The sequence below is a fragment of the Klebsiella sp. BDA134-6 genome (genome assembly GCF_015601345.1).
In the GTDB taxonomy this organism is placed as follows: Bacteria; Pseudomonadota; Gammaproteobacteria; order Enterobacterales; family Enterobacteriaceae; genus Klebsiella; species Klebsiella grimontii.
Map to the genome: position 1 here is coordinate 3,002,397 of NZ_CP064784.1, position 24,515 is coordinate 3,026,911.

At 57.8% G+C, this 24,515-nt stretch carries 19 protein-coding genes and 2 pseudogenes; 10 read left to right on the plus strand and 11 right to left on the minus strand.

Features of this window, described 5'->3' with window-relative positions; genetic code table 11:
- Positions 1–89 precede the first annotated feature (89 nt).
- The 7 genes and pseudogenes from IYV58_RS13785 (at position 90) to tolA (ending at position 6,823) form a co-directional block, all read left to right on the plus strand.
- A complete protein-coding gene (locus IYV58_RS13785) occupies positions 90–1,112 on the plus strand; it encodes a LacI family DNA-binding transcriptional regulator (protein ID WP_004120296.1) in 1,023 nt (340 codons plus the stop codon).
- Positions 1,113–1,492: 380 nt separating this feature from the next.
- Positions 1,493–2,239, plus strand: coding sequence for an ATP-binding cassette domain-containing protein (locus tag IYV58_RS13790; RefSeq protein ID WP_162626010.1), 747 nt, complete (start codon positions 1,493–1,495; stop codon positions 2,237–2,239).
- Between the two features lie 18 nt (positions 2,240–2,257).
- A complete protein-coding gene (locus tag IYV58_RS13795) occupies positions 2,258–3,259 on the plus strand; it encodes an ABC transporter permease (RefSeq protein ID WP_162625997.1) in 1,002 nt (333 codons plus the stop codon).
- A gap of 3 nt (positions 3,260–3,262) precedes the next feature.
- Positions 3,263–4,342 carry a phosphotriesterase family protein gene (locus IYV58_RS13800; protein ID WP_004120289.1) on the plus strand — a complete coding sequence of 360 codons (1,080 nt, stop codon included), beginning with the start codon at positions 3,263–3,265 and terminating at the stop codon, positions 4,340–4,342.
- A gap of 13 nt (positions 4,343–4,355) precedes the next feature.
- Positions 4,356–5,111: a glutamine amidotransferase gene (locus IYV58_RS13805; RefSeq protein ID WP_049115263.1), complete on the plus strand. Its 756-nt coding sequence runs from the start codon at positions 4,356–4,358 to the stop codon at positions 5,109–5,111.
- Positions 5,111–6,254 (plus strand): annotated as a pseudogene (locus tag IYV58_RS13810) (M20 family metallopeptidase). The gene IYV58_RS13805 and the pseudogene IYV58_RS13810 overlap by 1 nt, the downstream one beginning before the upstream one ends.
- 146 nt (positions 6,255–6,400) lie before the next feature.
- On the plus strand, positions 6,401–6,823 hold the full coding sequence (gene tolA / locus IYV58_RS13815; protein ID WP_369893844.1) for a cell envelope integrity protein TolA: 423 nt from the start codon (positions 6,401–6,403) through the stop codon (positions 6,821–6,823).
- Positions 6,824–6,874: 51 nt separating this feature from the next.
- On the opposite strand, the pseudogene IYV58_RS13820 reads toward tolA, so the two are convergent.
- The 4 genes and pseudogenes from IYV58_RS13820 to ttrS form a co-directional block, all read right to left on the minus strand.
- Positions 6,875–8,863: pseudogene (locus tag IYV58_RS13820) on the minus strand (TonB-dependent receptor domain-containing protein).
- A gap of 15 nt (positions 8,864–8,878) precedes the next feature.
- Positions 8,879–9,937, minus strand: coding sequence for a 7-bladed beta-propeller protein YncE (locus tag IYV58_RS13825; protein ID WP_049115258.1), 1,059 nt, complete (start codon positions 9,935–9,937; stop codon positions 8,879–8,881).
- A 168-nt stretch (positions 9,938–10,105) separates the two neighbouring features.
- The gene (gene ttrR / locus IYV58_RS13830; RefSeq protein WP_004120256.1) at positions 10,106–10,693 is read right to left on the minus strand and encodes a tetrathionate respiration response regulator TtrR; all 588 of its coding nucleotides are present in this window, start codon (positions 10,691–10,693) and stop codon (positions 10,106–10,108) included.
- The gene (gene ttrS / locus IYV58_RS13835) at positions 10,668–12,440 is read right to left on the minus strand and encodes a tetrathionate respiration histidine kinase TtrS (RefSeq protein ID WP_112165025.1); all 1,773 of its coding nucleotides are present in this window, start codon (positions 12,438–12,440) and stop codon (positions 10,668–10,670) included. Before ttrS ends, ttrR begins: the two co-directional genes overlap by 26 nt.
- A gap of 177 nt (positions 12,441–12,617) precedes the next feature.
- Between ttrS and ttrB the strand changes: the two genes are divergently transcribed.
- Genes ttrB through ttrA form a run of 3 tightly spaced genes read left to right on the plus strand, consistent with a single transcriptional unit; the run spans position 12,618 to position 17,427 of the window.
- On the plus strand, positions 12,618–13,346 hold the full coding sequence (gene ttrB, locus IYV58_RS13840; RefSeq protein ID WP_142471247.1) for a tetrathionate reductase subunit TtrB: 729 nt from the start codon (positions 12,618–12,620) through the stop codon (positions 13,344–13,346).
- Positions 13,347–14,369: a tetrathionate reductase subunit TtrC gene (ttrC, locus tag IYV58_RS13845; protein WP_195729082.1), complete on the plus strand. Its 1,023-nt coding sequence runs from the start codon at positions 13,347–13,349 to the stop codon at positions 14,367–14,369. It begins immediately after the preceding gene.
- Positions 14,362–17,427, plus strand: a complete 3,066-nt coding sequence (ttrA, locus tag IYV58_RS13850) for a tetrathionate reductase subunit TtrA (protein WP_195729083.1) — start codon at positions 14,362–14,364, stop codon at positions 17,425–17,427. Before ttrC ends, ttrA begins: the two co-directional genes overlap by 8 nt.
- A gap of 238 nt (positions 17,428–17,665) precedes the next feature.
- Here ttrA and IYV58_RS13855 read toward each other — a convergent pair whose 3' ends face one another.
- From IYV58_RS13855 to IYV58_RS13885, 7 genes are all read right to left on the minus strand, one after another.
- Entirely contained in the window at positions 17,666–17,800 is a 135-nt protein-coding gene (locus IYV58_RS13855) for a hypothetical protein (protein ID WP_227499465.1), read from the minus strand.
- 80 nt (positions 17,801–17,880) lie between these two features.
- On the minus strand, positions 17,881–18,579 hold the full coding sequence (locus tag IYV58_RS13860) for a GntR family transcriptional regulator (RefSeq protein WP_004120246.1): 699 nt from the start codon (positions 18,577–18,579) through the stop codon (positions 17,881–17,883).
- Positions 18,580–18,597: 18 nt separating this feature from the next.
- Positions 18,598–19,824: an amidohydrolase gene (locus IYV58_RS13865; protein ID WP_154901951.1), complete on the minus strand. Its 1,227-nt coding sequence runs from the start codon at positions 19,822–19,824 to the stop codon at positions 18,598–18,600.
- Positions 19,817–21,307: a chlorohydrolase family protein gene (locus IYV58_RS13870; RefSeq protein WP_142446552.1), complete on the minus strand. Its 1,491-nt coding sequence runs from the start codon at positions 21,305–21,307 to the stop codon at positions 19,817–19,819. The genes IYV58_RS13865 and IYV58_RS13870 overlap by 8 nt, the downstream gene beginning before the upstream one ends.
- A complete protein-coding gene (locus IYV58_RS13875) occupies positions 21,307–22,497 on the minus strand; it encodes an amidohydrolase family protein (protein WP_049115253.1) in 1,191 nt (396 codons plus the stop codon). Before IYV58_RS13875 ends, IYV58_RS13870 begins: the two co-directional genes overlap by 1 nt.
- Complete coding sequence (locus IYV58_RS13880) at positions 22,498–23,532, minus strand: ABC transporter ATP-binding protein (protein WP_004120237.1); 1,035 nt, start codon at positions 23,530–23,532, stop codon at positions 22,498–22,500.
- The gene (locus IYV58_RS13885) at positions 23,529–24,512 is read right to left on the minus strand and encodes an ABC transporter ATP-binding protein (RefSeq protein WP_142468281.1); all 984 of its coding nucleotides are present in this window, start codon (positions 24,510–24,512) and stop codon (positions 23,529–23,531) included. Before IYV58_RS13885 ends, IYV58_RS13880 begins: the two co-directional genes overlap by 4 nt.
- Positions 24,513–24,515: the final 3 nt, after the last annotated feature.

The window sequence follows — 24,515 nt, forward strand, 5'->3', positions numbered from 1 at the left end:
GTCAAGCATTTATTTATGGCGATTATGAGCGGAGAAATTGCTGTATCCACCGCGCTTAACTATGTTACAGATAGCCGATTCTGGCAGAAATGGCGCAGGAAATGAGTATAAAACGCGTATTGTTATCCGATGTCGCAAAGCTGGCGGGACTGTCGAAAGCCACCCTGTCGCGCTATATGAACAACAGTATTGTGCTGCCGCAGGACACCATCGACCGTATCGAAACGGCGATTCGCGAACTGGACTATCGCGGTAATAGCCTGGCGCGTCGTCTGAGCAAAGGCGGCAGCGAGACGCTCGGCCTGGTGCTCCCCGATATTACCAACCCCTTTTTTGCCGAGTTGGCCGACGCCGCCGAAGAGGCCGCCTCCGCCAGCGGTTATAGCCTGGTGCTGTGCATCACCCGCAATAATCCTGAAAAGGAGTGTCAGTTCATCCGCTGGCTGGATACCTGTCAGGTCGATGGCCTGCTGTTCACCACTAACCGCCCCGATAACGGCCTGCTGCGCAAAGAGGTCCAGCGTCACGAACGCATTGTCCTGCTGGATGAAGATATACCCGGCAGTACGGTGCCGAAGGTGTTTGCCGATAACGTTCAGGGCGGGCGGATCGCCACCGAAATGCTGATCGCCGCCGGACACCGCCATATCGCCTTCGTCGGCGGTCCTGACAAGCTGATGAGCGTCCGCGAGCGCTATCAGGGCTTCTGCACCGCGATGGAGCAGGCCGGTCTGAGCTGGCCGCCCGAATGGGTGATGTACGGCGACTACCAGCGCGAGTTCGGCCAACAGGCGCTGCGCTACCTGTTTAGCCAGCCGCTTCGCCCGACCGCCGTCTTCGCCGCCAGCGACTACCTGGTGCTTGGCCTGCTTGACGGGCTGCGCGCCAGCGGGCTTCAGGCGCCGGAGGCGCTGTCGCTGGTCGGCTTCGACGACGCCAACTATGCCGATTTCACCCAGCCGCGTATCTCAACTATCCGCCAGCCCGCCCGTGAACTGGGCCGCACCGCGGTGAATATCATGATGCGCCTGCTGAACAATGACCAGGATATCCCGGCAGAAACCCGCCTACCGGTAGAATGGATCGGTCGCGACTCAATCAAGATTTGTTAAGCGCGTCCCAAAATGGCGCAAAAGCGCCCAGTTTTGGCGCAAAAAACGATCAATTCACAATCTGTTCACTATAATCAGTAAACCGGTTTACCGGAATGTAACCAATAAAATCTATTGATTACATATGGTTAAGTTACAGGGCTGCTGTGTAGTTCCTGCCCTGGCACGGATGCTGCAACGTTCTTACTGGCGAACAAATATCTTACGTAGCGTTTGTCCTGACTGTGTTGGCGAGTGCTCTATTCCGCAGGTAAACCGGTTTACTAGCATGTAAACCGTGTCGGATAGCATCTCTCCCGCAGGATGGCGAACATTTTCCCGGCAACAGCGATGGGAGTTATCAGATGCAGCAGCCACACACTACCCCGCCAAGGGTGGAGATGATCAACATCACCAAGACCTACGGGTCGATACGTTCATTGCGCGGAGTCAACCTCGAGCTGGCTCCGGGCGAGGTGCTGGGCTTGGTGGGCGATAACGGCGCGGGGAAATCCACCCTGACCAAAGTACTCTCGGGGGCGGTGATCCCCTCCAGCGGCACGATTCGCATCGATGGCGAACAGCAGCATTTCGCTAATCCGGCCGATTCGCGCCGCTGCCATATCGAGATGGTCTACCAGGATCTGTCGCTGTGCGACACGGTCGACGTCGCGGGCAATCTGTTTATGGGCCGCGAGCCAATGAAATCGGTCCTCGGCATCCCCTTTCTCGACGAGGCCAAAATGCACGCCGACGCCCGGGAGATGCTTAAAGGTCTCGGGATCTCCATTCCGGATACCCGCCTGCTGGTGCGAAATCTCTCCGGCGGCCAGCGTCAGGCCATTGCCATCGCCCGCGCGGCGGCCTTTGACCCGAAAGTGTTGATTATGGATGAACCCACCGCCGCGCTGGCCGTCGCGGAAGTTGAAGCGGTGCTGGAGTTGATTCGCCGCGTTTCCGCTCGCGGCGTGAGCGTGATTCTGATTACCCACCGCCTGCAGGACCTGTTTTTGGTCTGCGACCGGATCATGGTGATGTACGAAGGTACCAACGTCGCCGACAGACGAGTGGCCGACACTAGCCTGAGCGATATCGTTAACCTGATTGTGGGCGAAAAATTCACCGCCCGCTCTGCGGCCGCACATTGAGGTAACAGGATGAGTATCATGAACTTAAGCAGTTCCCGCATGATCCAGCATTCGCTGCCGCGCCGCCTGCTGCATAACCACTCCGGCGTGGTCAGCATCGCGCTCTTTTTCGTTTTCTGCTGCGTGGTGTTCTCGCTGATCACCAGCAACTTTCTCACCGGCACCAACTGGCTCAACATTATCCGTCAGAGCGCCCCGCTGCTGATCGTCGCGACGGCAATGACCCTGGTCATTACCACCGGCGGCATCGATCTGTCGGTGGGTTCCACCCTCGCGCTGGTCGGCGCGCTTTCCGCTATCGCCCTTAACAACTGGGGACTGCCGTGGCCGGTGGTTTTGCTCGGCGGCTTGTTGCTCGGCGGCGTCGTTGGCGCCATCAACGGCTTCTTTATCGCCTATGAGGGCATACCGGCGTTTATCGTCACCCTCGCCACCCTGGCCGTGGTTCGCGGCATCGCGCTATTGGTCACCCAGGGCTACTCGATCCCGGTTCCGGCTGACAGCCTGTTTACCTTTATAGGCCGCGCGTGGGTTGTGGGAATCCCTATGCCTGCGCTGATCGGCATTATGATTTTGGTTATCGGGCACATCGTTCTCAACCATATGCGTTTTGGCCGCTACGTGACGGCTATCGGCGCCAACGCCGAAGGCGCGCGACGCAGCGGGATTAACACCAAAGCGGTCACCATGAAGGTCTATATCATCAGCGGCATGGCCGCCGCGCTGGCGGGGATGATTATCACCGCTCGCCTCGGCAGCGGCTCCTCCAACCAGGGCGAAGGTTTTGAACTGCAGGTCATCGCCGCCGTGGTGCTCGGCAGTACCAGTCTGTTTGGCGGCTTCGGCACTATTATCGGCACGCTGCTGGGCGCGCTGTCGATTGCGGTGATCCAGAACGGTCTGATCCTGTCGCATATTTCTCCGTTCTACACCCAGATTGCCACCGGCACTATTATCCTGCTGGCTATCTGGCTGAACACCCGCATTCTCAACCCGGCGCGCTCCGCGGCAAAAGGATAGCAGATGAAAGGATCAATTTTTCGCCATCCCGACCCGCTGCCGGTCGGCGTCAGCAGCGGTTACGTGATGACGGTGGTCGGCCCGCTGCCGATAAGTGAAATGGGCGTTACGCTGATGCATGAGCATATTCTGCTGGATGCCTCCGGCAAATGGGTGCCGCCCTGCTGCTGCAGCGATCGCCATCTTGCCGAAATGCCGGTGAAAATGGAAAACCTCGGCGAACTGTCGCTGAACCCGCTGATGAGCCGCGATAATTGTCAACTGTTTGACGTCGACGTCGCGATTGAAGAGCTGACGAAATATCGCGCCCTCGGCGGGGAAACGGTGGTCGATCCGACCAATATCGGTATTGGCCGCGATCCCAAAGCGCTGGCGCGTATCGCCCGTCTGACCGGCCTGAACATTATTATGGGCACCGGCCTCTATCTGGAACCCTCGCACCCCGAGTGGGTAAGAACCAGCAGCGTTGAACAGCTGACCGAGCGGCTAATCTACGATCTCGGCGGCGCAGAGGAGAAACCGGAGGTGCTCGCCGGGCTCATCGGCGAAATCGGTATCTCAAGCCGTTTTACCCCGGATGAGGAGAAATCCCTGCGCGCTGCGGGCCGGGCCAGCGCCGTGACCGGGGTACCGATCGAGGTCCACCTGCCCGGCTGGGAACGGCTGGGTCACCGTGTACTGGACATTCTCGAGCAGGAAGGCGCCGATCTGCGCCATACGGTGCTGTGCCACATGAATCCCAGCTTTGCCGATAAGCGCTACCAGCGGGAACTGGCGCAGCGCGGGGCGTTTCTCGAATACGACATGATCGGCATGAGCTATTACTACGCCGACGAGTCGGCGCAGTCGCCCTCCGATGAGGAAAACGCCCGCGCGATTCGCGAGCTGATTGACGACGGCTATATCCAGCAAATTTTGCTGTCGCAGGACGTCTTTCTGAAAACCATGCTCACCCGCTACGGCGGCCACGGTTACGGCTACATACTCAAGCATTTTGTTCCCCGCCTGCGGCGCCACGGCGTCAGCGGCGAACAGCTTGAAACCTTGATGATTGGAAATCCCCAACGGGTCTTTGGCGGATAAAAGGAAAGTCATAATGCAGAAAAAAATCTTACTGGTTGGGGAATCCTGGACCAGCACTTCAACACACGTTAAAGGCTTCGATCAGTTCGCCACCGCCACCTGGCATACCGGCGCGACGGATTTTCTGGCGGCGCTCGCGGACAGTGCCTACGCCATTACCTACATGCCCGCCCACGCGGCGGCGACAGACTTTCCGCTGACGCTGGACGCGCTGCAGCAGTGGGATGCGATTATTTTGTCAGATATCGGCGCCAATACGCTGCTGCTGCATCCGGACACCTGGCTGAGAAGCCGCCGAACCGCCAACCGTCTGACGCTTTTGCATGACTATGTGGCCGGCGGCGGGTCGCTGATGATGATCGGCGGCTATTACAGCTTCCAGGGAATCAACGGCGGCGCGCGTTATCGCCATACCGCGGTGGAGAAAGTGCTGCCGGTCCGCTGCCTGGCATGGGACGATCGCATTGAAACGCCGGAAGGTTGTTATGCCGAGGTGACGGAATCCCACGCCCTGTTCAACGATATTCCGGGCGAATGGCCGTGGTTGCTGGGCTATAACGAAGTAGAAATGCATCCGGAAGGCAAACTGCTGGCGACCGTGGCCGGTACCGGTCATCCGCTGCTGGCTATTCGCGAATATCAACAGGGTCGCTCGCTGGTGTGGACCAGCGATATGTCGGCACACTGGCTGCCGGAAGAGTTTGCCAAATGGCCCGGCTATCGCCAGCTGTGGATTAACTGCCTTGACTGGCTGACGGAACGTCGCTGATGACCACCACCCTTGAGCTCGCCCGGCAGCTGCTGGGCTTTAACACCATCAACCCGCCGGGCAGCGAAGCAGACTGCATGCGGTACTTTGCCGACTGGCTTAACGCTAACGGTTTTGCGGTTTCGCTGTCGTCATTCGGCGAGGAACGCTGCAATCTGATCGCCAGGCTCCCCGGGGCAACGCCTGGTAAACCGCTGGCCTTTACCGGGCATCTGGATACCGTGCCGCTGGGAAATGCCCGGTGGCAGTACGACCCTTTCGGCTCGCAGGTGGAAGACGGGCGTCTTTATGGCCGTGGCTCCAGCGATATGAAAGCGGCGATAGCGGCGTTTGCCGTCGCCTGCGTTCAACAGCGGGAAACGATCCGCGCCGGGCGCGGCGCGGTATTGCTGATTACCGGCGGGGAAGAGACCGGCTGCGACGGCGCGCGGGCGCTGATCGCCTCTGCGCCGTTGCCGGAAGTGGGCGCGCTGATCGTCGGCGAGCCCACCGCCAACTATCCGGTGATCGGCCATAAAGGCGCGCTCTGGCTACGCTGCGAAACGCGGGGAAAAACAGCCCACGGCGCGATGCCGGAACTGGGGATTAATGCTATCTATCTGGCGGCGGATGCGCTGGGTAAAATCCAACATTTTTCGCCGGGGGCGCCGCATCCGTTGATGAAGCAGCCCACGGTAAACGTCGGACGTATTGAAGGCGGGCTAAATATTAATTCCGTACCGGACCGCACGCGTTTCGATGTCGATATCCGCAGCGCGCCTGATTTACAGCACGCCATCATCCGCCAGCGGTTGATCACGCTGCTTGGCGAGAGCGTCACGGTGTCGACGCTGGTCGATCTGCCCGCGGTACTCAGCGAACAGGATCACGCATGGATAAAACAGGTATTTCAGCGCTGCCAGCCGCTGCACGATCGGCCGCTTGAGCCGCGGGTGGTGCCCTACTTTACCGACGCCTCGCTGCTGCTGCCTGCGATGGGCAACCCGCCCTGTATCATTCTTGGCCCCGGCGAACCCTCTATGGCTCATCAAACCGACGAATACTGCCTGGTCAGCCGGCTGGAGGAGGCTGAGCAGCTGTACGGGAACCTGATTCGCGACTGGATGGCGTAAACCGCCCGTGGCGAAGGCAGAAGATACGTGACAGCGTCACTTAACGTCGCTGTCGCGCGTTCGATCCGCCGCATGAAAAATCAGCGATTAGGGTTTGAATAATATCGCGGAATAACAGAGGATAACCGCCTCGTATCCGGAATATCTCATCGCCAGCAAGGAGGCGTTACCCTGTTCATGAAAATCAGCCCGCTGCTCATTTGCACCCTCTCTTTACTCCTTTCCGCCTGCTCGGGTAGTGCTTCTGCGCCGGACAGCACCGAAGACGCTAAAATATCGGCAGAAGCGGATAAAATACTTCGCGATTATCAAACGGGTGCAGATACTTCACCGCAGGCCAATGCCTCACGCTATCTGGCGCGGATCCAGGCGGCTGTCTTCGCTAACATAGACCAGCCGGCGTCCTGGCAAGGGCAAACATGCTCGGTGCGCTTAACGCTACAGCGTGACGGGACAGTGCAGAATCCAACGGTCGAGAACGGCGATCCGGCACTATGCGCGCAGGTGATGTCCGCGCTGAAACAAGCCAAAATCCCGCCTGCGCCAGACGAAAAAACCTATCAAACATTCAGTCATCCCGTTCTGGACTTCAGGCCCTGACAGCTCTTTGTGAAATCATTTCGCAGGGGCCATTCGGCCCCTGCATTATTGTCAGAACTCAATGCGCCCGCCGAAATTATAGCGCCGCCCTTCCAGCATCGCCGTCTGCCTGTAGGCGGTGGTGTAAACCGGATTTACATCAAACAGATTGTAGATCCCGCTCATCAGGGTGACGCGCTTAGTCAGGTGGTAACGCGCGCCTTAATCCACCAGCGCGTAGGCGTCCGTTGAGCTGGACTTGCCGATATCCGGCGATCTGCTGCGCCAGCTGGCCTTGGTCCATAGTTCCAGATCGGAAGTGGTGTTCCACGTCAGCGAAACGTTGGCCATACTGCTGGGGAAATCGTTTAGCGCATAGCCTTTATACTCACCGCTTTTCTGTTCGCTGTGGGTGTAGGTATAGTTGGCGTTTGCCTTCAGCGCTGCGGTCACCTGCCAGTCGCCGTTCAGCTCCACACCGTAGATCTGCGCATCACCGACGTTAATATATTGCGACACGCTATCGGCGGTATAGCCATTGTATTGGCACTTCTGGGTAGCCGATGAAGTACAGATGGTATGGTCGCTGATTTTATCTTTAAATTTGGTGTAAAAAAGGGTGGCGTCGAGCGCCAGGGCATCCCGCTGCCAGTACACGCCCAGCTCGGTATTGATGCTTTGTTCCGGCTTGAGATCGTCGTTGCCAATACCGATTTCAGAATAAGGATAAGCCCCGTAGACGCTGGTAAAACCGGCATTATTCTGGCGTAAATCCGGTTTTTTATAGCCGGCGGACACGCCCCCTTTCAGCGCCCAGGTTTCGTCAATGGTCCAGTTACCGTACAGCTTAGGCGTAACGTGATAACCGAAATAGCTATCATGATCGAGGCGCGCCGAGGTCGTCAGGGTAAAGTCCGGGACGATCATCCACGCGTCTTCCGCGAATACCGCCCAGCCGTGGCGGGTAATTTTACTGACCGGGGTGACGCCAGGCGCCTGTTTGTCGGCGATACCGAAGGTGTCATTCAGCTCGTTGCGCGTAAAGTTGACGCCTAACGTCAGCTTGTGATCGCCCAGCGTAAAGGTGTTCGCGCTATTGGCCTCAAAATTATTCTGCTTAATAAACTGCGGGTCCATGCCGGGCACGCGGTACTCCGTGCGGGCCTTTTCGTAGCTGATAAAGTTCTTCACCTCCAGCAGGTCATCACCGTACCAGGCATGCTGTGACAGCGATGCCGCATCGCGGTCAAAACCCCAGTACCACTCTTTATCATTATGGGTTTTCTCCTTATTACCTTTGGTGGCGTTCAGATCCCAGAGCTGGGTATCGGTTGGCGACAGAGAAATCGTGGCATCCAGATTTCCGGACTGATGTTTAACAAAACGTTCTTGGGTCGGGCTGTCATCGTCGCGACGGTCAAGATAATCTGCGCCCACGCTGACCCCGAGTTTACCCGGCACGACCGGCCCCATAAAGAAGGCGTTTGTCTGGTTAGTATTGCCGTATTCGCTTTTCTCCTGCAGGAAGTAATTATCCTCCAGCACCCCCGTCCATGTGTCGAGGTTATACGCCTTTTTGGTGATGACGTTGACCACGCCGCCAATAGCGTCAGAGCCGTACAACGAAGACATCGGCCCGCGAATGACCTCGATTCGTTCAATAGCGGCCAGCGGCGGCATAAACGCCGCTTCCGTCCCAATATGATGCCCGTAGGGACGAGATTCTCGGGTAGATTGCTTGATGCCGTTCACCATATACGAGGTATAGGTCGAATCCATACCGCGCATCTGTACATCGCCGGTCGCCAGGCTGCCGTGACCGTTGCCCACCAGCACGCCAGGCATCTCGCGCAACGCTTCGGTGATGTTTTGATTTGAGCGGGTATTCAGCGCCTTCTCATCGAGCACCGAGATCGTCGCCGGCGCCTCGCGCCTCTCCTGGCTGAATCCCGTGGCGGTCACTACCATCTGTTCTTCATTTACTACAGCGCCATCTGCGGCGAAGGCTGCCGCGGGTAGATTCAAGGCGAGCGCCACCGCCACGTCCAGGCGTGTTTTCATCGTCACAAAAAATCCTTAAAATTTAGTTAGATCAATCTTGAGAACGTAGTCAGCCAGGTTGCTTTTTTCGTCCTGTTTGACGCTGGCATAGAGCGTTCCGCCATCCGCTGAAAGCGCCAGGCTGTTGGGCATGGCCGCCGTTTTGATGGTGTGTTTAAGATGGTTGGTTTTCGCGTCGATGATGCTTATCGAGCGATCGTTACGATGGGTCACATAGATTTCATCGCGCCCGGCGTGATAGAGCACGGCGATGGAGTTTGGCGAAGCGATACGATCGACCAGCTTGCCGGAGTCCAGTTGCACCACCAGCACATCGCGGGTATTGGTATCGGCGATATATCCGACTCCGGCGACGGTGTTCAGGGCGATATTGAGGAAGTAGTGGTCAGATTCAGCCGGGTCAACCTTCACCCGGGAAAGCAGTTTCGACGTTTTGCCATTGAGGGTAACCAACTCCCCGTTGCCGGTCACCGCATAAACCTTTTCACCCGAGGTATCAACGGCAAACCCCACCGGATCAATGTTCTTCAACGTGTCAATCAGCTGCTGCTTGCGGGTATCGACCACCCAGAGCAGGCCCTGGCCCTTGCGCCCTATCCCTGACACATACAGACGCTGGTTTAGCTTATCCAGTACGACTTCACGGACGTGAGCCTGTTTCTCCGGATCTGAATCATCGCTTAGCTGAATAGTGTTAATCACCCTATTGGTCAGCGTATCCAGCAGCGTCAGCGAACCATCCAGCGCATTGCCCAAATACAGGATATGGTTTTCTTCATCCAGAGAGAGCGCAAAGGCGCGGCGTTCGGTGGCGATTTTCTCATCAATCCGCAGAGAATCCGCCGTCAGTCGAAAGACCAGCCCCACAGTTTTATCTTTATCAAACGAGGGTGCGGAAGCGGCATACAGCGCCTTCTGACCGTTATCATAAGCCAGCTCATAAACGCCGTGGCCGAGAGACTGAGTGAGGAATTCCCGCTCGCTGAAATCCTTAGCCGAGGCGGAGAGAGCATGCAGACAAAACGAAATGACCAGCGCGCGGCGCGCGACCTGCTTCAGAGATGCGGTTGACATGTAATTTTTCTTTACAGTAGTTTACGGAATGCAAACATTAATGAAAATAAATATCATTTGCAATTACGTTTACCTGCATCTTCCCTACCAATTTTTGTGTTCTGATATCAACCGCCGCTTTGTTGACGCCGGGAACCCGCCACTCTGCATTCAGCGTAATCAATAAAATCACGAGATAACCGGCTGTAAGATGCTGACTAATTCCGCCAGACTCCCGGCCTGCATCTTTTCCATCACCCTCGCCCGATGGACCTCCACCGTGCGTACGGCAATGTTCATCGCCTGCGCAATTTCCCTGTTCATGAGCCCTTTCACCACCAGCAGCGCAAGCTCCCGCTCTTTGGGCGTAAGCCGCTGATAGCAATCGACGACTTTTTTCTGTGCAAAGCGCTCGCCGGAGACCGCGAGCCCATGTTCCAGCGCCGCCTGCAGCGGCATTAGCGAAACCGGCTTTTGCAGAAAATCCACCGCGCCGCGTTTCATCTGCTCTACCGCCATCGGGACGTCGCCATGTCCGGTCAGAAAGACCACCGCCAGGGTACTGCCGCACTGGCGCAGCGCCTCATGTACTTCCTGACCATCCAGCGTCGGCATCCGCATATCCAGCAGGACAACGCCGGTCCGGTAGAGATCGGCCTGCGCGAGGAAGGCGTCCCCCTCTGCCCAGCACATTACCTCGTAGCCCAGGCTTTCCAGTAAAAAAGCACATGCCTGAGTCACCGCCAGGTCGTCATCCAGTAGATAAATTATCGCCATTGCCGCTCCGCGCTTCTTGTTGCATGAATGTCAGTACCACGGTGACACCGGGTTGCCCATCGGGTGCCGCTTGATTTGTCAGGCTTATCTCCCCCCGTCCATAGCGGACCAGCCGCTGACAGATAACCAGCCCAAGCCCCATCCCCTCTTGACGACTGGTCACAAACGGCTGAAACGCCTGTGCAAGCTGCGCTCCGGCGATACCGCCGCCGTTATCCTGCAGGACGATCTTCACGCCTCCGGCATCGCGAAGGGCGTCAATCCAAAGCATCTTCGCCCCGGCCTGCGCCGCATTGAGGATCAGATTCGCCAGCACCTGTTCAAGCAGCACCGGCGGTAAGACGAGCGTTAACGGGCGATCGACATCGCTGTTGAGCAACAGCCCGGGAAACTGCTGCGGCATTCGCAGCCACTGCCAGACATGGTCAATGGCCTGACGAACGCTGATGCGTTCCCAGGTCTCCGTGCGTCCCGGCTTCCCGTGCGCCTGGCTAACCCAATGGCGCAGGTTGCGCAGCGTTTCCGCCCCGCGCTGAGCCTGTTGATCGATATGGCCCAGCGCGGGCAGTAAGGGATGCTGCGGATCCTGTTTCTGCAAACGGATCGTGCAGCCCTGCGCATAGTGGCGGATAGCCGACAGCGGCTGATTTAATTCGTGAGCGAATCCCGAAGTCATTTCACCCAATACGCTCATCTGCCTCGCCGTTTGCAGCGCCTGCTCCTGCTCGCGCAGACGGATGGCGTTGCGTTCAAGCTGTCGCCCGCGTCGCCGCACCAGCAGCATCACCCAGATATAATTCAACGTCAGCAACAGCAGCGCCAGCCCGATGCCGCCCATGATTAACCGGTGCTGGATAAGCCAGCTTTTTACCTCAAGCCACAGCCGTCGCTGCTGGGGGTGCTGTTGAACTTCGCTCAGCAATGCTTCAACCTGGCGGGTCGACGCGGGCGCTCCCCAGTGAAAGGCGGCGTTAGCCGGGGCATTGAGCAAGGCGCGGGTCACCCGATCCGCCAGCGCGTCGCTCACCGCCGGAAGCGCGGCAAACGACCAGTCGGGATACAGCGGGGTGCTGGTTAAACAAGGCATCGCCGCTGGCCGCTCGATGACCGCGGTAAAATCACCTTTATCCACCAGCCCCTCATTAGCCATTTTTTCCAGCAGGCACACCGGCACAATCGCCGCCTGCAGCGCCTGTTCACGCAGCAGGTAGATCAGCGCGTCGGCGGGAAACCCGCTAAAGCGCAGGTGCAAATCGCGTTCCGGCCGCAGCCCGGCATCGATCAGCGCCTTATATCCCAATAAATAGCCGCCGAACGCCTGAGGATCGATGGCCCCTACCGTTTTGCCGATCAGATCGGCCGGCGACGCAATACCGCTGTCGCGACGAGTCAAAATAACGCTGCCGATCACGTTGCTTGTCCCTTGCGAAGAGCGCAAAGAGGCCAGCCAGCGCAGGGAAGAATGACTATTCAACTGGACAAACTGCGCCGGATTGGTCACCACGAACTGCACCGCGCCGTTATTGACCGCCTCCTGCATCTGCTGCAGATCGAGTGGCTGAATATGGAACTGCTGATCCGTTAGCTGCTGATTGAGCGCCACCTCCAGCGGCTGCCAGTGGCTGCGGGTTAAGACCTCGCCGCGCATGGCCAGAACGCCGATATTCCACGACGCCGCCCACCCGCTGCTATTCAGCAGGAGCGCCGTCACCAGCAGCGTCAGATGCTGCACCGTTTTCGCTCTCACTCGATTGTCCCTGTTCATTATGTTGTTTTAGATCAACAACCCGCCGGGTATGTGGTTAACCACAATAGAGCTGACCTCGCCGCGATTTTTACACTGTAAATCATCAACATTGTTTATTCATCACATGCAAAACAATGACGTGACAAATATTTCGTTATTGCCACCCGAGGGGAAAAAATGGACAGCAGTAAACGACAGTTTCTGGCGCAGTTGGGCGTATTGACCGCCGGCGCGTCTCTGGTGCCGCTGGCGGAGGCGAAATTTCCCTTTTCGCCAGCCCGCCGCGAAGGCGCCTCCCGACACCGCTATGCCATGCTGGTTGACCTGCGGCGCTGCATCGGCTGCCAGGCCTGCACCGTCAGCTGCGCAATTGAGAATCAGACGCCGCTGGGGGCGTTTCGCACTCACGTTAATCAATATCAGGTGCAGCTGGACGATCGGATCACCAACGTCCTGCTACCGCGGCTGTGCAACCATTGTGATAACCCGCCCTGCGTGCCGGTCTGCCCGGTGCAGGCCACCTTTCAGCGTCAGGATGGCATTGTGGTGGTGGATAACACCCGCTGCGTCGGCTGCGCCTATTGCGTCCAGGCCTGCCCCTATGACGCGCGTTTTATCAACCATGAGACGCAAACCGCCGATAAGTGCACCTTCTGCGTTCATCGCCTGGAGGCCGGGTTGCTCCCCGCCTGCGTCGAGTCCTGCGTCGGCGGCGCGCGGATCATCGGTGATATCCAGGATCCTCAAAGCCGCATCTCGCAGATGCTCGCTTTGCACCATGACGCCATCAAAGTGTTGAAGCCGGAAAACGCTACCGTCCCCCACGTTTTCTATCTCGGACTCGACGAGGCGTTTGTTACCCCGTTGATGGGAGATGCCCAACCCGCGCTCTGGCAGGAGGTTTGAATGACGCATACGTTGATGATCGAAGAGGTGCTGGCGCGTCCGCAAGAGGTGAGCTGGCTACCGTGGGCGGTGCAGTATTTCTTTTTTATTGGTATTGCCGCCTGCGCGGCGCTGTTTGCCTGCCTGCTTCACTGGCGCAAAAGACACGATGAAACGCTGGAAAGGCTAACGCTGCTGATTGCGCTGACCTGCGCGATTACCGCGCCGCTGGCGCTAACGGCGGATCTGCATCAGACCGCCCGCTTCTGGCACTTTTACGCCTACCCCACGCCCTGGTCGTGGATGCCATGGGGGGCGCTGTTTCTGCCGCTGTTCACGTTGTTTTTAGGCTGGTGGTTTGTGGCGCAGTGGATCAAACAGCTTTTCAATAAAAGTTACGGCGTCACCAAATGGGTTGCGCTTGCCAGCGCCCTCACGGCGGTTGGCCTGCTGGTCTATACCGGACGTGAAGTTTCAGTTGTTCTGGCCCGACCGGTCTGGTTCAGCTACGCCTTCCCACTGGCGATGTTCTTTAGCGCGCTGCAAACTTTTTTCGCCCTACTGATTGTGGCAACACGCGATGATTTTCCCCTTCAGCGGCGCCTGGCGCGGTGGCAGCTCTCGGCGCTGATCCTGCTGGCCGTGGTGGTGGCGATGTGGGTCAGCGGCGATACCCTGTCCGGCACCGCGATACGGCAATGGCTGGCTATCTCGTCTTCAGCCCGTCATTACGCCTTCGGCTGGTTTGCCTTCTGGTTGATGTCATTGGGCTTTGCTATTCATGCGCTGCGCTATTCGCTCAACCTCCCCCTTCGCGCTTTACAGGCCAGTAGCGCCATGGCCTTGTGCTGGCTGATGCGCTGGACGCTGCTGATTCAGGGGCAAACTATCCCTAAGTTTAATGCCCAGTTTAATCCCTATACCCTGCCGGTCGGTACCGACGGCTGGCTCGCAATCCTTGGCACCTTCGGCCTGTGGATTGCGCTGCTGATTATTGTAAGTGAAACCGTGAACGGACTCGCCAGGAGAAGGCAACATGACTAATTTAACCCGTCGTCAGTGGCTTAAAGTGGGCCTGGCCGCAGGCGGAATGGCATCTTTCGCCCTCAGCTATCGGGAGGTGGCAAAGCGCGCCCTTGACGGCCTGCTCAACGGCACCTCCGGGAAAGTGACCCGCGATCGTATCTTCGGCAACGCGCTGATCCCGGAAGCTCAGGTCAGTTCCGGCTGGCAGCCAAATCCGCAACAGGTGATTTCGATGACCCAGTGCTTTGGCTGCTGGACCCAGTGTGGCGTGCGCGTCAGGGTTGATAGCAAAGAAGGTAAAGCGCTGCGCATTGCCGGCAACCCGTATCATCCGCTCTCTCATGAACACCACATTGACGCCTCCGTTCCTTTTTCAATCGCGATGGCGCAGCTGGCGGGCGAAAGCGGACTAGACGCCCGCTCTACCGCCTGCGCGCGCGGTGCGACGCTGCTGGAGGGGTTGTACAGTCCATTGCGTATTCTTGAACCTATGAAGCGCGTCGGTAAGCGCGGCGAAGGGAAATGGCAGCGCATCAGCTTCGATCAACTGGTAAAAGAGGTGGTGGAAGGCGGCGATCTGTTTGGCGAGGGGCATGTTGATGGCCTGCGCGCCATTTATGCGCCGACAACGCCCATCGATCCAAAGCATCCGGGATTCGGCCCAAAAACCAACCAGCTACTGGTCACCAATACCAGCGACGACGGGCGCGATACCTTTTTACGCCGTTTTGCGCTGAACAGCTTCGGCAGCAAAAACTTCGGCGCTCACGGCTCCTACTGCGGGCTGGCCTATCGTGCGGGTTCCGGCGCATTAATGGGCGATCTGGATAAAAATCCGCACGTGAAGCCTGACTGGGACAACGTCGAGTTTGCCTTGTTTATGGGTACTTCACCCGCCCAGTCCGGCAATCCGTTTAAACGCCAGGCCAGACAGCTGGCCAGCGCCCGCCTGCGCGATGACTTTCAGTATGTCGTTGTCGCCCCCGCGCTGCCGCTCACCACGGTGATGGCAGACGATCGGGGGCACTGGCTGCCGGTCATCCCCGGGAGCGATTCGGCGCTGGCGATGGCAATGATCCGCTGGATTATCGAAAACCAGCGCTACAACGCCGACTATCTGGCAATACCGGGCGCACAGGCAATGAAGCTGGTCGGTGAAAAGAGCTGGACCAATGCGACACACCTGGTGATCGCCGATGATAAGCCCGGGCTGGCCGGGCAGCATCTAACCCTTGCTCACCTGAATGCGGAGGGAGCCAGCGAACCGGTGGTGGTTAACGAAAGCGGTGATGCTGTCGCCGCCAGCGGCTGCCGGCGCGGCGCGCTCTTTGTAACGCGCCAGCTAACCCTGCAGGACGGGCGCAGCGTGACGGTCAAAAGCGGCTTCCAGCTGCTGAAAGAGTCCGCTGAAAAGCTCACCCTGGCGGAGTACAGCCAGCAGTGCGGCGTCGCGGAAGATAAGATCGCGGCGCTGGCGGATGCCTTTACCCGTCATGGCCGTAAAGCCGCGGTCATTACCCACGGCGGCATGATGGCCGGCAACGGATTCTACAACGCCTGGGCGGTCATGATGCTTAATGCGTTAATCGGGAATCTCAGCCTGGAAGGCGGCGTGTTTGTCGGCGGCGGCAAATTCAACGGCGCGACAGACGGTCCGCGTTACAACCTGGAGAGCTTTGTCGGTAAAGTGAAGCCGAAAGGGCTCAGCATCGCACGCAGCAAAACAGCGTATGAATCCTCTGAAGAGTATCACCGCAAGGCGGCGGCGGGCGTCTCCCCCTACCCGGCCAAAGCTCCATGGTATCCGTTCGTCGCCGGGCAGTTGACCGAGCTACTGACCTCGGCGCTCGAAGGTTACCCTTATCCATTGAAGGCGTGGATCTCCAATATGACCAACCCGCTGTACGGCGTTCCCGGGTTACGGACCGTCGCTGAAGAGAAGTTAAAAGATCCGCGGCGCCTACCTCTGTTTATCGCTATCGACGCCTTTATGAACGAAACCACCGCCCTGGCCGACTATATCGTTCCCGATACCCATAATTTCGAAAGCTGGGGATTCAGCGCGCCGTGGGCTGGCGTCGCCAGTAAAGCCACCACCGCCCGCTGGCCGGTCGTCCCTGCCGCCACCGCAAAAACCGCTGACGGTGAGCCAGTGTCAATGGAGGCATTTTGCATCGCGGTGGCGAAGCGTCTTGATCTGCCCGGATTTGGCGAAAACGCCATTACCGATGCTCAGGGTAACCGCTATCCACTCAACCGGGCTGAGGACTATTACCTGCGCATGGCCGCCAATATTGCGTTTATGGGTAAAGCGCCGGTTGCCGAGGCCAGCAGCGAGGATCTGACGCTGACCGGGGTGCAGCGTATTCTGCCGGTTATTAGCCAGACCCTGAAAGCGGAAGAAGTGAGCCGGGTAGCCTTTATCTATTCCCGCGGCGGGCGCTTCGCGCCGGACAAAAGCGGTCGAGCGGAGAATAGCGTCGGTCAATTGTGGGAAAAACCGCTGCAAATCTGGAACGCGGAGGTTGCCGCCCATCGCCATGCCATCACCGGCGAGCGCTACAGCGGCTGCCCGGCATGGTATCCGGCCAGATTGTCCGACGGACGCGCTGTCGAAGCGCTTTTCCCGCGACAGCAGTGGCCGCTGAAGCTGATCTCATTTAAATCCAACACCATGGGCAGCGCCTCAACGGTGATCCCGCGCCTGCATCACCTCAAGCCGACCAACCTGGTGGCGCTGAACCCACAGGACGGCCGCCGTTTCGGTGTGGCGCATGGCGACAGAGTGCGCATATCCACGCCCGGCGGCCAGGTTGAAGCTGTCATTAGCCTGTTAAGTGGGGTGATGCCCGGCGTTATCGCGATTGAACACGGCTACGGGCATCGCGAAATGGGCGCGGCGCGGCACATCCTCGACGGCAAGGCTATGCCTGTCGCAGAGCAGGTCAAATCAGGTATTAACCTTAACGATCTGGGATTCGCGGACCCCACGCGAGAGGTGAGCAACACCTGGCTTGACTGGGTCTCCGGCGCGGCGGTGCGTCAGGGGTTGCCGGCAAGGATTGAGCGGGTATAGCCCCCATCGCTTCACTGTCCGAACAACTGAGACCGTTAGGTTTGCGGTTAGCCTCCTGAAACAAAACGAATCAGGTAAACAGCAAACCTACCGGTCATTCTCAGTTAAAACCTTTCCCGGCCAGGGCTGGCGTTGAAATTATTGAAGTTAGCCGATCATTTTAGAGGAAGATTGAATAATACATTGACGTTATTATCAATTTAGCATGACACAGCATTTTGAATATTCTTTTTAAGAACTAGCTAGCTAATTTCCAACGCAGTGTATGACTCCGGCCTTTGCCTGTTTTAATACTTATCACGACTCCCGTCATTTCCATTTGGCATAGCAAGTAGCGCATGCTGTAAATACTCGTATCCATTTCATTTGCAATCTCACGCGTCGTTAACTAGTCAAATTCCTCACTCATGACGCCACATCATCACCTCAATGGGGACATGCATTTCTCTCGAATTACCCTTCCCCCATCTCCAGCGCCTGCGACAGCGTCATAAAATTCTGCGGGGTTTCGTCCAGGTTGAGCTGCTGCAGTAGGTCGTTAAGATGCTCTCGCATCAGATCCTGGGCGCGAAGCGAATCCCCGGCCTTCAGCGCGGCAATGATATTGCTGTGTTCATCGCACTGACAATGCGTCGTCACATCCTGCTGATAGAGCATTACAATCAACGAACTCAGCACCATTAAATTATTCAGGATATCGCGCAGCACGTCATTATCCGCGATTCTTGCCATCAGCTCGTGGAATGCACCCAGCTCATAAACAATACGCCGCCGATCCTGCGCGTGCAGCGACTGGTGCTCGTTGTGCTGTTGACAGGCGATCTCTTCGGCGAAAAGCGCCATTTTCTCCGGCGTGATGCAGGACATAATCGCGCACTCGATGGCGTTACGGGCAATAAAAACCTCGCGGGCCTGTTTTGCCGTTGGCCGCGCAACCATTGCCCCGTAATTCGGTTCAATCGTCACAATCCCCTGGCCAGCCATCCGCTGAAGCGCGGTCTGCACATGATTACGGTTAGCCTGTAGCGCCTCAACAATTTGCGCTTCAATCAAACGCGTCCCTGGACGCAGCTTATGCTGCCCAATAGCCTGGGTGAGCGCTTCCACCACCCGATTCACTTCACGCTGCTTCGGCGTCAATTTTTCACTCATTTCGTTCTCTACCTTGGTTTACTCTCTGATCCAGACTCTTTTCCCACGAAAGTAGACTGCCTCAACGGCAGGCAAGCGCGCAACAACTTGCGCCGAACAGGCAGCATTCAACAAGATAAAACTGGCCTCATCGTTGAGTTTCGGCCATACCCTCTCGCCACTGTCGGCTAAAGGTAAACAATTGCCGGTGGCGATAGCCAGCGCCCGGCTCAGCTCAAACTCCGTACCGCGAGTATAAAGCCGCGCCCAGTCATGCGCTTTTTCCAGCATACTGGCCGAACCAAACGGCGACCAGTGATCGATAACGCTATCAGTACCACTTAACAACCGTACGCCGCGCTCGCGCAAAAACGGCAGCGGCATGACATCCTTGCCTATCGGCAGACAGGTCGCCAGCGATACGCCAAGCGCCGCCATCCTGCCTGCCAGTTCGCTAAGCTCCTCGCGATCAATTTGCGCCAGGCAATAAGCGTGGCTCAGCGTCAGCTTCCCTCGCAGCACCGGCTCCTGCTCCAGAGCATCCAGTAAATAGCGGATACAGGCAATGCCGGTGGATTTATCCTCATGTAGATGGTAATCAATACCCTTTCCCGCTTCGACGGCCAGTTCCAGGGTCGCCTCCAGCGAACGGACCATATCGCCATCGACTTTTGACGGATCCAGGCCACCGACCCACTCACACCCCATCGCCAGCGCTTTGCGCATCAGCGACAGCGAGCCTGAACGCAATAGCCCGTGCTGCGGGAACGCCACAATCTCACACTGTAACTGCTCCCGCCAGGGTTCCAACGCCTCCAGCAAATGCCGCAAGCTTTGCAGGCCGCTTACCGGCTCGATATTGCAATGACTGCGAACATAAGTTGTTCCCTGCTGCTGTAATAACTGAAGAAGCGCGTGGGTGCGCTGTACCGAGGTCGGTAGCAGCTCGGGCAGTATCTCCTGCTCAAGAGCGATCATCTCAAAGATGTCCTGCGCCCCGTTCTCCCGCGCCGCTCGCCATGGACCGCCATAAAAGGTTTTATCCAGATGGATATGCTCATCGCGGGTAACCGGCAGCATCAGATATCCTCTGCCATCCTGCGCCGCAACGCCTGGCAAGCGCTGCGTACCGACGTAAAGCGCGTTAATTCTGCCGTCGATAATATCGAGGGTAAACTCTGCGCATTCGGTTCCCTGCACAACGCCCTGACGACGAATAAAGCCCTGCTCAAGGCGCACGTTAGTCAATAAATAGCGCTCACTCATCGGCGTGCCTCCGCAGGCAGAGAGGAAAGGTAGACGGGACAATTTCGGTAAGCGGCGGGTGGTTAACCGTACGTTCCGGGTAGCTGTCCAGGAGATGGGCAAAAACGCGCTGCGATTCAGCATGCAGTTCCGCGAAGTCATAACCCGCCTGAACCAGACGGCCCTCCCAATATACCTTACGCCCGGCAATGATTGTTCCGCTAACATCGCGCCCGTTGCCGCTGAGCACCAGCGCGGCGATAGGGTCGAATATCTGACCTAATGCGGGCTGCGTCAGATCCACCACGATCATATCCGCCTGGCAGCCAGCAGCGAGCCGCCCCAGGTCGTCACGCCCCAGCGCCTGCGCTCCGCCAAGGGTGGCCATGCGGTAGTAATCGGCGCTGCTGGCAGCTGACATGTCGCCGGTCACGACTCGCGTCAGGATCGTACCCAGATGCATATTGCTGAACATATCCGGCGGGAATGTATCGGTGCCGAGCGCCATATTGACCCCAGCGGCCTTAAGCTGCGGATACTGTTCAAGATATTTTGCATGACGCCCGGATACCAGCGGACAGGAAACCACCGTCGCCCCGGAGCGCGCCAGACGCTCAATGTCCTGCGCTATTCGTGGCGCGCTGGGCTCAGCACCGCCCAGATACTGGCCGTGTGGTAACAGCATATGTTGGTTTAACAGCCCGGCGTCTTCCAGTACCTCCAGCGAACTCTTGCCATTATAGCGGCGAGCAATTTCGTTGATTTCCAGCTCACTCTGACAGCAGTGCAGACGCGTCGGGCAGCCTAACTCATGCACCAACCCGGCCAGTTCGCTGAGCCACTGCGGATCGCCACCTTCTATTCTGTCCGGTGCCAGCATTCCGCTGATGGTCGGAACGTCACGCTGCTGCAAACGCAGGAAAAAGCGTTGTGCGTCATCAAGGCCGCGTCTGGCCTGCTCGCGGTCTTCCCGACGGCTGAAGTGCCCTGCAGCATCGGTGACATAATATCCGGACATAAACGCCGGGCCGAGCCAGGCGCGCGCGCCGAGAGACTCGGCGACGTCCGCCGCATAAAGATATTCGTCGAAATCTTCCGCCCACTGGCGATAGAGAATTGACGTTATTGGCGCAAAGCTGGTAATCCCGTTGCGCAGTAGCTGGCTGTAAGCATAACGTTTGGCGAAATCGAGCTGTTCGCGGGTATACAGGTCGCGGCGTCGCCAGTCATCCGCAACGATCCGTCCTTTTTGCCAGCCAGGCTGATTATCAAACGCCAGTACGGTGGTATCTAAATCGCCCAGCGCGTCCAGGTCTATAAAACCAGGGCCAACCAGACTGTTGCCAACGTGAATCTCTTCATCAACAGGGCCCGGATAATCGTGGCCAACAAAGAGGATTTTATCTCCCTGATAGACCACTTCACCGTCGGCATACAGGCAGTGATCGCCCTCGCGGTAACCCACCACCCAGGCGGCGCAAATACGCGTTATTTTCTCACTCATCAAAACAGGCACTCCCCGTTTTCCGCTACCAGCACGCCGCCTTTAAACACTTTCCGCTCGCGCGGAGCTTCCACCAGCGCTTCCACCATACTGCGACCGGGGATCAGTACCAGGTCCGCGCGACAGCCAGGCTCAAGTCCGTAATGTTCCAACGCCATGACCCGCGCGCCGCCGTGGGTCACGCTACGGGCGGCGCGCGAGATTTCACTATCTTTACGCCAGCGGTAACGCAGACCCATAGTCACTGCCCGCTGAATCATATCGCCGTTACCGTAAGGGCTCCAGGTATCGCGTACGCCATCATTCCCGGCGCATATCGCAACCCCTACGCTATCGAGCAGTTCCCACGGCGGCACGGCAATATCGGCAGGCGCGGTTGTTGCAATGCTGACGCCCAGCTCTGCCATCTCTTCGGCAAATCGCTGCTGACGAGCGGGTTCCAGCATCCCCAGACAAAAACCGTGGCTGATGGTGACCGCATTCTGCTTCTGATAACGGCGAATAAACGCCAGGATCAGCTCAAGGCTAAATGCGCCGAGTTCACCGCGTTCGTGCAGATGAATATCGATTTTTTTATTATGCTGGCAGGCCAGTCTAAAAATGATATCCAGATGGCGCTGCGGGTCGCGGTCAAAAGCGCACGGGTCCAGACCGCCGATCAGATCCGCCCCCATTTCCAGCGCCCGATCCAGAAGGGCTTCACTGCCAGGGTTTTGCAAAATACCGCTTTGCGGAAAAGCAACAATCTCGATATCGACCTGCTGCGCCAGAATTCTGCGAGTCTCAAGCACCCCTTCAAGATTGGCCAGGCCAATTTCATTATCAATATCCACATGGGTACGGATAAACGAGGTGCCCGCGGCAATACCTCGCCGGGCGATACGCTCGGACTGGATCTGAGCATCGGGCATTCGTTCATGCCGATAGGCGCGTTCGTTGGCAATGATTGCCGCCAGATCGCGCGGAACGTCGTTGACGTACCACTCACGTCCCAGCAGCGTTTTATCCAGATGCGCATGACCATCCACCAGACCGGGAAAGACCTGATAACCGCGGCCGTCAACCACAGTCGCCTCTTCAGGAGGTTCCAGCTCTGCCGCTCGGGCGGCAATCTTTCCCTCCTCAAGCAGCAGATCAACGGGTGAAGAGCAGTCAAAAGGCGTGACGCCTTTAAGCAAAATGGTGGTCATCTACGATACCTTCGCAAGTGGAATAGAGGCGGAACCGGCCATCACTTCGATCGGGAAATGGCATTCCAGTTGATGATTATCGCTAAGGCTGTGCGCGGGCGGCATGGCCTGGTGGCACAGCGGTTTAGCATAGGGGCAACGCGGTGCGAACGCGCAGCCTGGCGGTGGCGCCAGCGGGCTGGGCGCTTCTCCGCGTATCGGTTCGCGCGCGCTGGATGGCGCATCAAACTGTGGGATAGCTGCCATCAACATGCGCGTATAAGGGTGCGCCGGATGGGTGAAGATCTCCTCTACGCTGCCCTGCTCAACCAATCTCCCGAGATACATCACGCCGACCCTGTCGGAGATATGGGAGATCACCGCCATATTATGGCTGATAAAAAAGTAGGTCAGGCCGTTTTCCCGTTGCAGTTTGCGCATCAGGTTGAGCACCTGGGCCTGAACCGACACATCCAGAGCCGATGTCGGTTCGTCGCAAATCAGAAAACCTGGCTGTGTCGCCAGCGCGCGGGCAATGGAAATCCTCTGGCGCTGGCCGCCGGAGAATTCATGGGGAAATTTATCCAGATCGCCGGCGGAAAGACCAACCTGGGTCAGCAGGTCGCCGCAGTATTCCCGAGCCTGGCGCGTGGTACCGACCTTTTTCGCCAGCACCAGCGGTTCCGCCAGCGAGCGGCCGATGCGCCAGCGCGGATTCAGGCTGGCATAGGGATCCTGAAAGATCATCTGGGTGCCATTTTGCCCCACAGTTCCAGCCATTTGCGGGCTGCGCCAGGCATAGTTTATTTCACCGGAGGCAGGTTGATAGAGTCCGGCCAGCGCACGGGCGACTGTCGATTTTCCGCACCCCGACTCGCCCACGATGCTGAACGTCTCTCCCTGACGGATAGAGAGACTGATACCGCGTACCGCATGCAGCGTTTTTTTCGCCGCCGGACGAAACAGCGACGTTTTTTTCTCCCGCCCCAGATTGAAGCGAATATGCAGGTCGCGAATGGTCACAACTTCCGGGGCCAGGCCCGACGGTTCGTTCATAGCGGTTCTCCTTGCGGATGAAAACAGGCCAACTCAGCCTGGTGTCGCTGCTGCATCTTTGGCTGGTGGTCGCGGCATTGCGAGCTGGCATGCAGACAGCGTGAATGGAAAGCGCAGCCCTGCGGCAGCGCATTCAGACGCGGCATAGCGCCATCAATTTGCGTCAGGTATTCGCGACGCTCGCTCATTGATGGAATGGACTGAATCAGTCCCCGGGTGTAGGGGTGTTGAGGATGACGAACCACCTGCGCGATCGGTCCGGTTTCAACAATCCGCCCGGCGTACATCACCGCCACTCTTGTGCACACCTCCGCCACCACGCCCATATCATGGGTAATGAGCATCACGGCGGTGCCGTGCTGTTCGCACAAACGACGCAGTACGCCCAGAACCTGAGCCTGCACCGATACATCCAGCGCGGTGGTCGGTTCATCGGCAATCACCAGTTGCGGGTCAACGCACAGCGCCAGCGCAATGACCACGCGCTGACGCATTCCACCCGAGAGCTGGTGTGGATATTGATCGATACGCTGACGTGGGCTATTAATTCCCACTTCAGTAAGCAGGGAAACCGCGCGCTCCCGCGCCTCGTTTGCCGATAAAGGAAGATGGGTACGAATGGTTTCTATCAGCTGCTGCCCGATGGTCAAAACCGGGTTCAGGCTGGTGAGCGGATCCTGAAAAATACAGCCTATTGCCTTACCACGCAGCAGGCGCCTGGCTTCTTCGTCAAGGTTATCGATGCGTCGATTGGCAAACCAGATTTCACCCGCCCGAATGCGTCCGGGACTTTGCAGCAACCCGGCAATCGCCGCACCAGTCAGGGATTTCCCCGCGCCCGACTCGCCGACCATACCGAGGATCTCTCCTGGCTGCATCGATAGCGTCAACTCATGAATCGCCTGGAGGTTGCCTTTGCGATGCAGGAATTCAATGCTCAAATTTTTCACTTCCAGTAACGCCTGTGGAGAAGCCGTCATTAT

Coding starts and splice junctions, on each gene's coding strand:
- IYV58_RS13870 (WP_142446552.1), bottom strand. CDS start 21,307: ATGAGTGAGAAAATAACGCGTATTTGCGCCGCCTGGGTGGTGGGTTAC.
- IYV58_RS13790 (WP_162626010.1), top strand. CDS start 1,493: ATGATCAACATCACCAAGACCTACGGGTCGATACGTTCATTGCGCGGA.
- IYV58_RS13875 (WP_049115253.1), bottom strand. CDS start 22,497: ATGACCACCATTTTGCTTAAAGGCGTCACGCCTTTTGACTGCTCTTCA.
- ttrA (WP_195729083.1), top strand. CDS start 14,362: ATGACTAATTTAACCCGTCGTCAGTGGCTTAAAGTGGGCCTGGCCGCA.
- IYV58_RS13860 (WP_004120246.1), bottom strand. CDS start 18,579: ATGAGTGAAAAATTGACGCCGAAGCAGCGTGAAGTGAATCGGGTGGTG.
- IYV58_RS13805 (WP_049115263.1), top strand. CDS start 4,356: ATGCAGAAAAAAATCTTACTGGTTGGGGAATCCTGGACCAGCACTTCA.
- IYV58_RS13880 (WP_004120237.1), bottom strand. CDS start 23,532: ATGAACGAACCGTCGGGCCTGGCCCCGGAAGTTGTGACCATTCGCGAC.
- ttrC (WP_195729082.1), top strand. CDS start 13,347: ATGACGCATACGTTGATGATCGAAGAGGTGCTGGCGCGTCCGCAAGAG.
- IYV58_RS13795 (WP_162625997.1), top strand. CDS start 2,258: ATGAACTTAAGCAGTTCCCGCATGATCCAGCATTCGCTGCCGCGCCGC.
- IYV58_RS13800 (WP_004120289.1), top strand. CDS start 3,263: ATGAAAGGATCAATTTTTCGCCATCCCGACCCGCTGCCGGTCGGCGTC.
- tolA (WP_369893844.1), top strand. CDS start 6,401: ATGAAAATCAGCCCGCTGCTCATTTGCACCCTCTCTTTACTCCTTTCC.
- ttrB (WP_142471247.1), top strand. CDS start 12,618: ATGGACAGCAGTAAACGACAGTTTCTGGCGCAGTTGGGCGTATTGACC.
- IYV58_RS13825 (WP_049115258.1), bottom strand. CDS start 9,937: ATGTCAACCGCATCTCTGAAGCAGGTCGCGCGCCGCGCGCTGGTCATT.
- IYV58_RS13885 (WP_142468281.1), bottom strand. CDS start 24,512: ATGACGGCTTCTCCACAGGCGTTACTGGAAGTGAAAAATTTGAGCATT.
- IYV58_RS13865 (WP_154901951.1), bottom strand. CDS start 19,824: ATGAGTGAGCGCTATTTATTGACTAACGTGCGCCTTGAGCAGGGCTTT.
- ttrR (WP_004120256.1), bottom strand. CDS start 10,693: ATGGCGATAATTTATCTACTGGATGACGACCTGGCGGTGACTCAGGCA.
- IYV58_RS13785 (WP_004120296.1), top strand. CDS start 90: ATGGCGCAGGAAATGAGTATAAAACGCGTATTGTTATCCGATGTCGCA.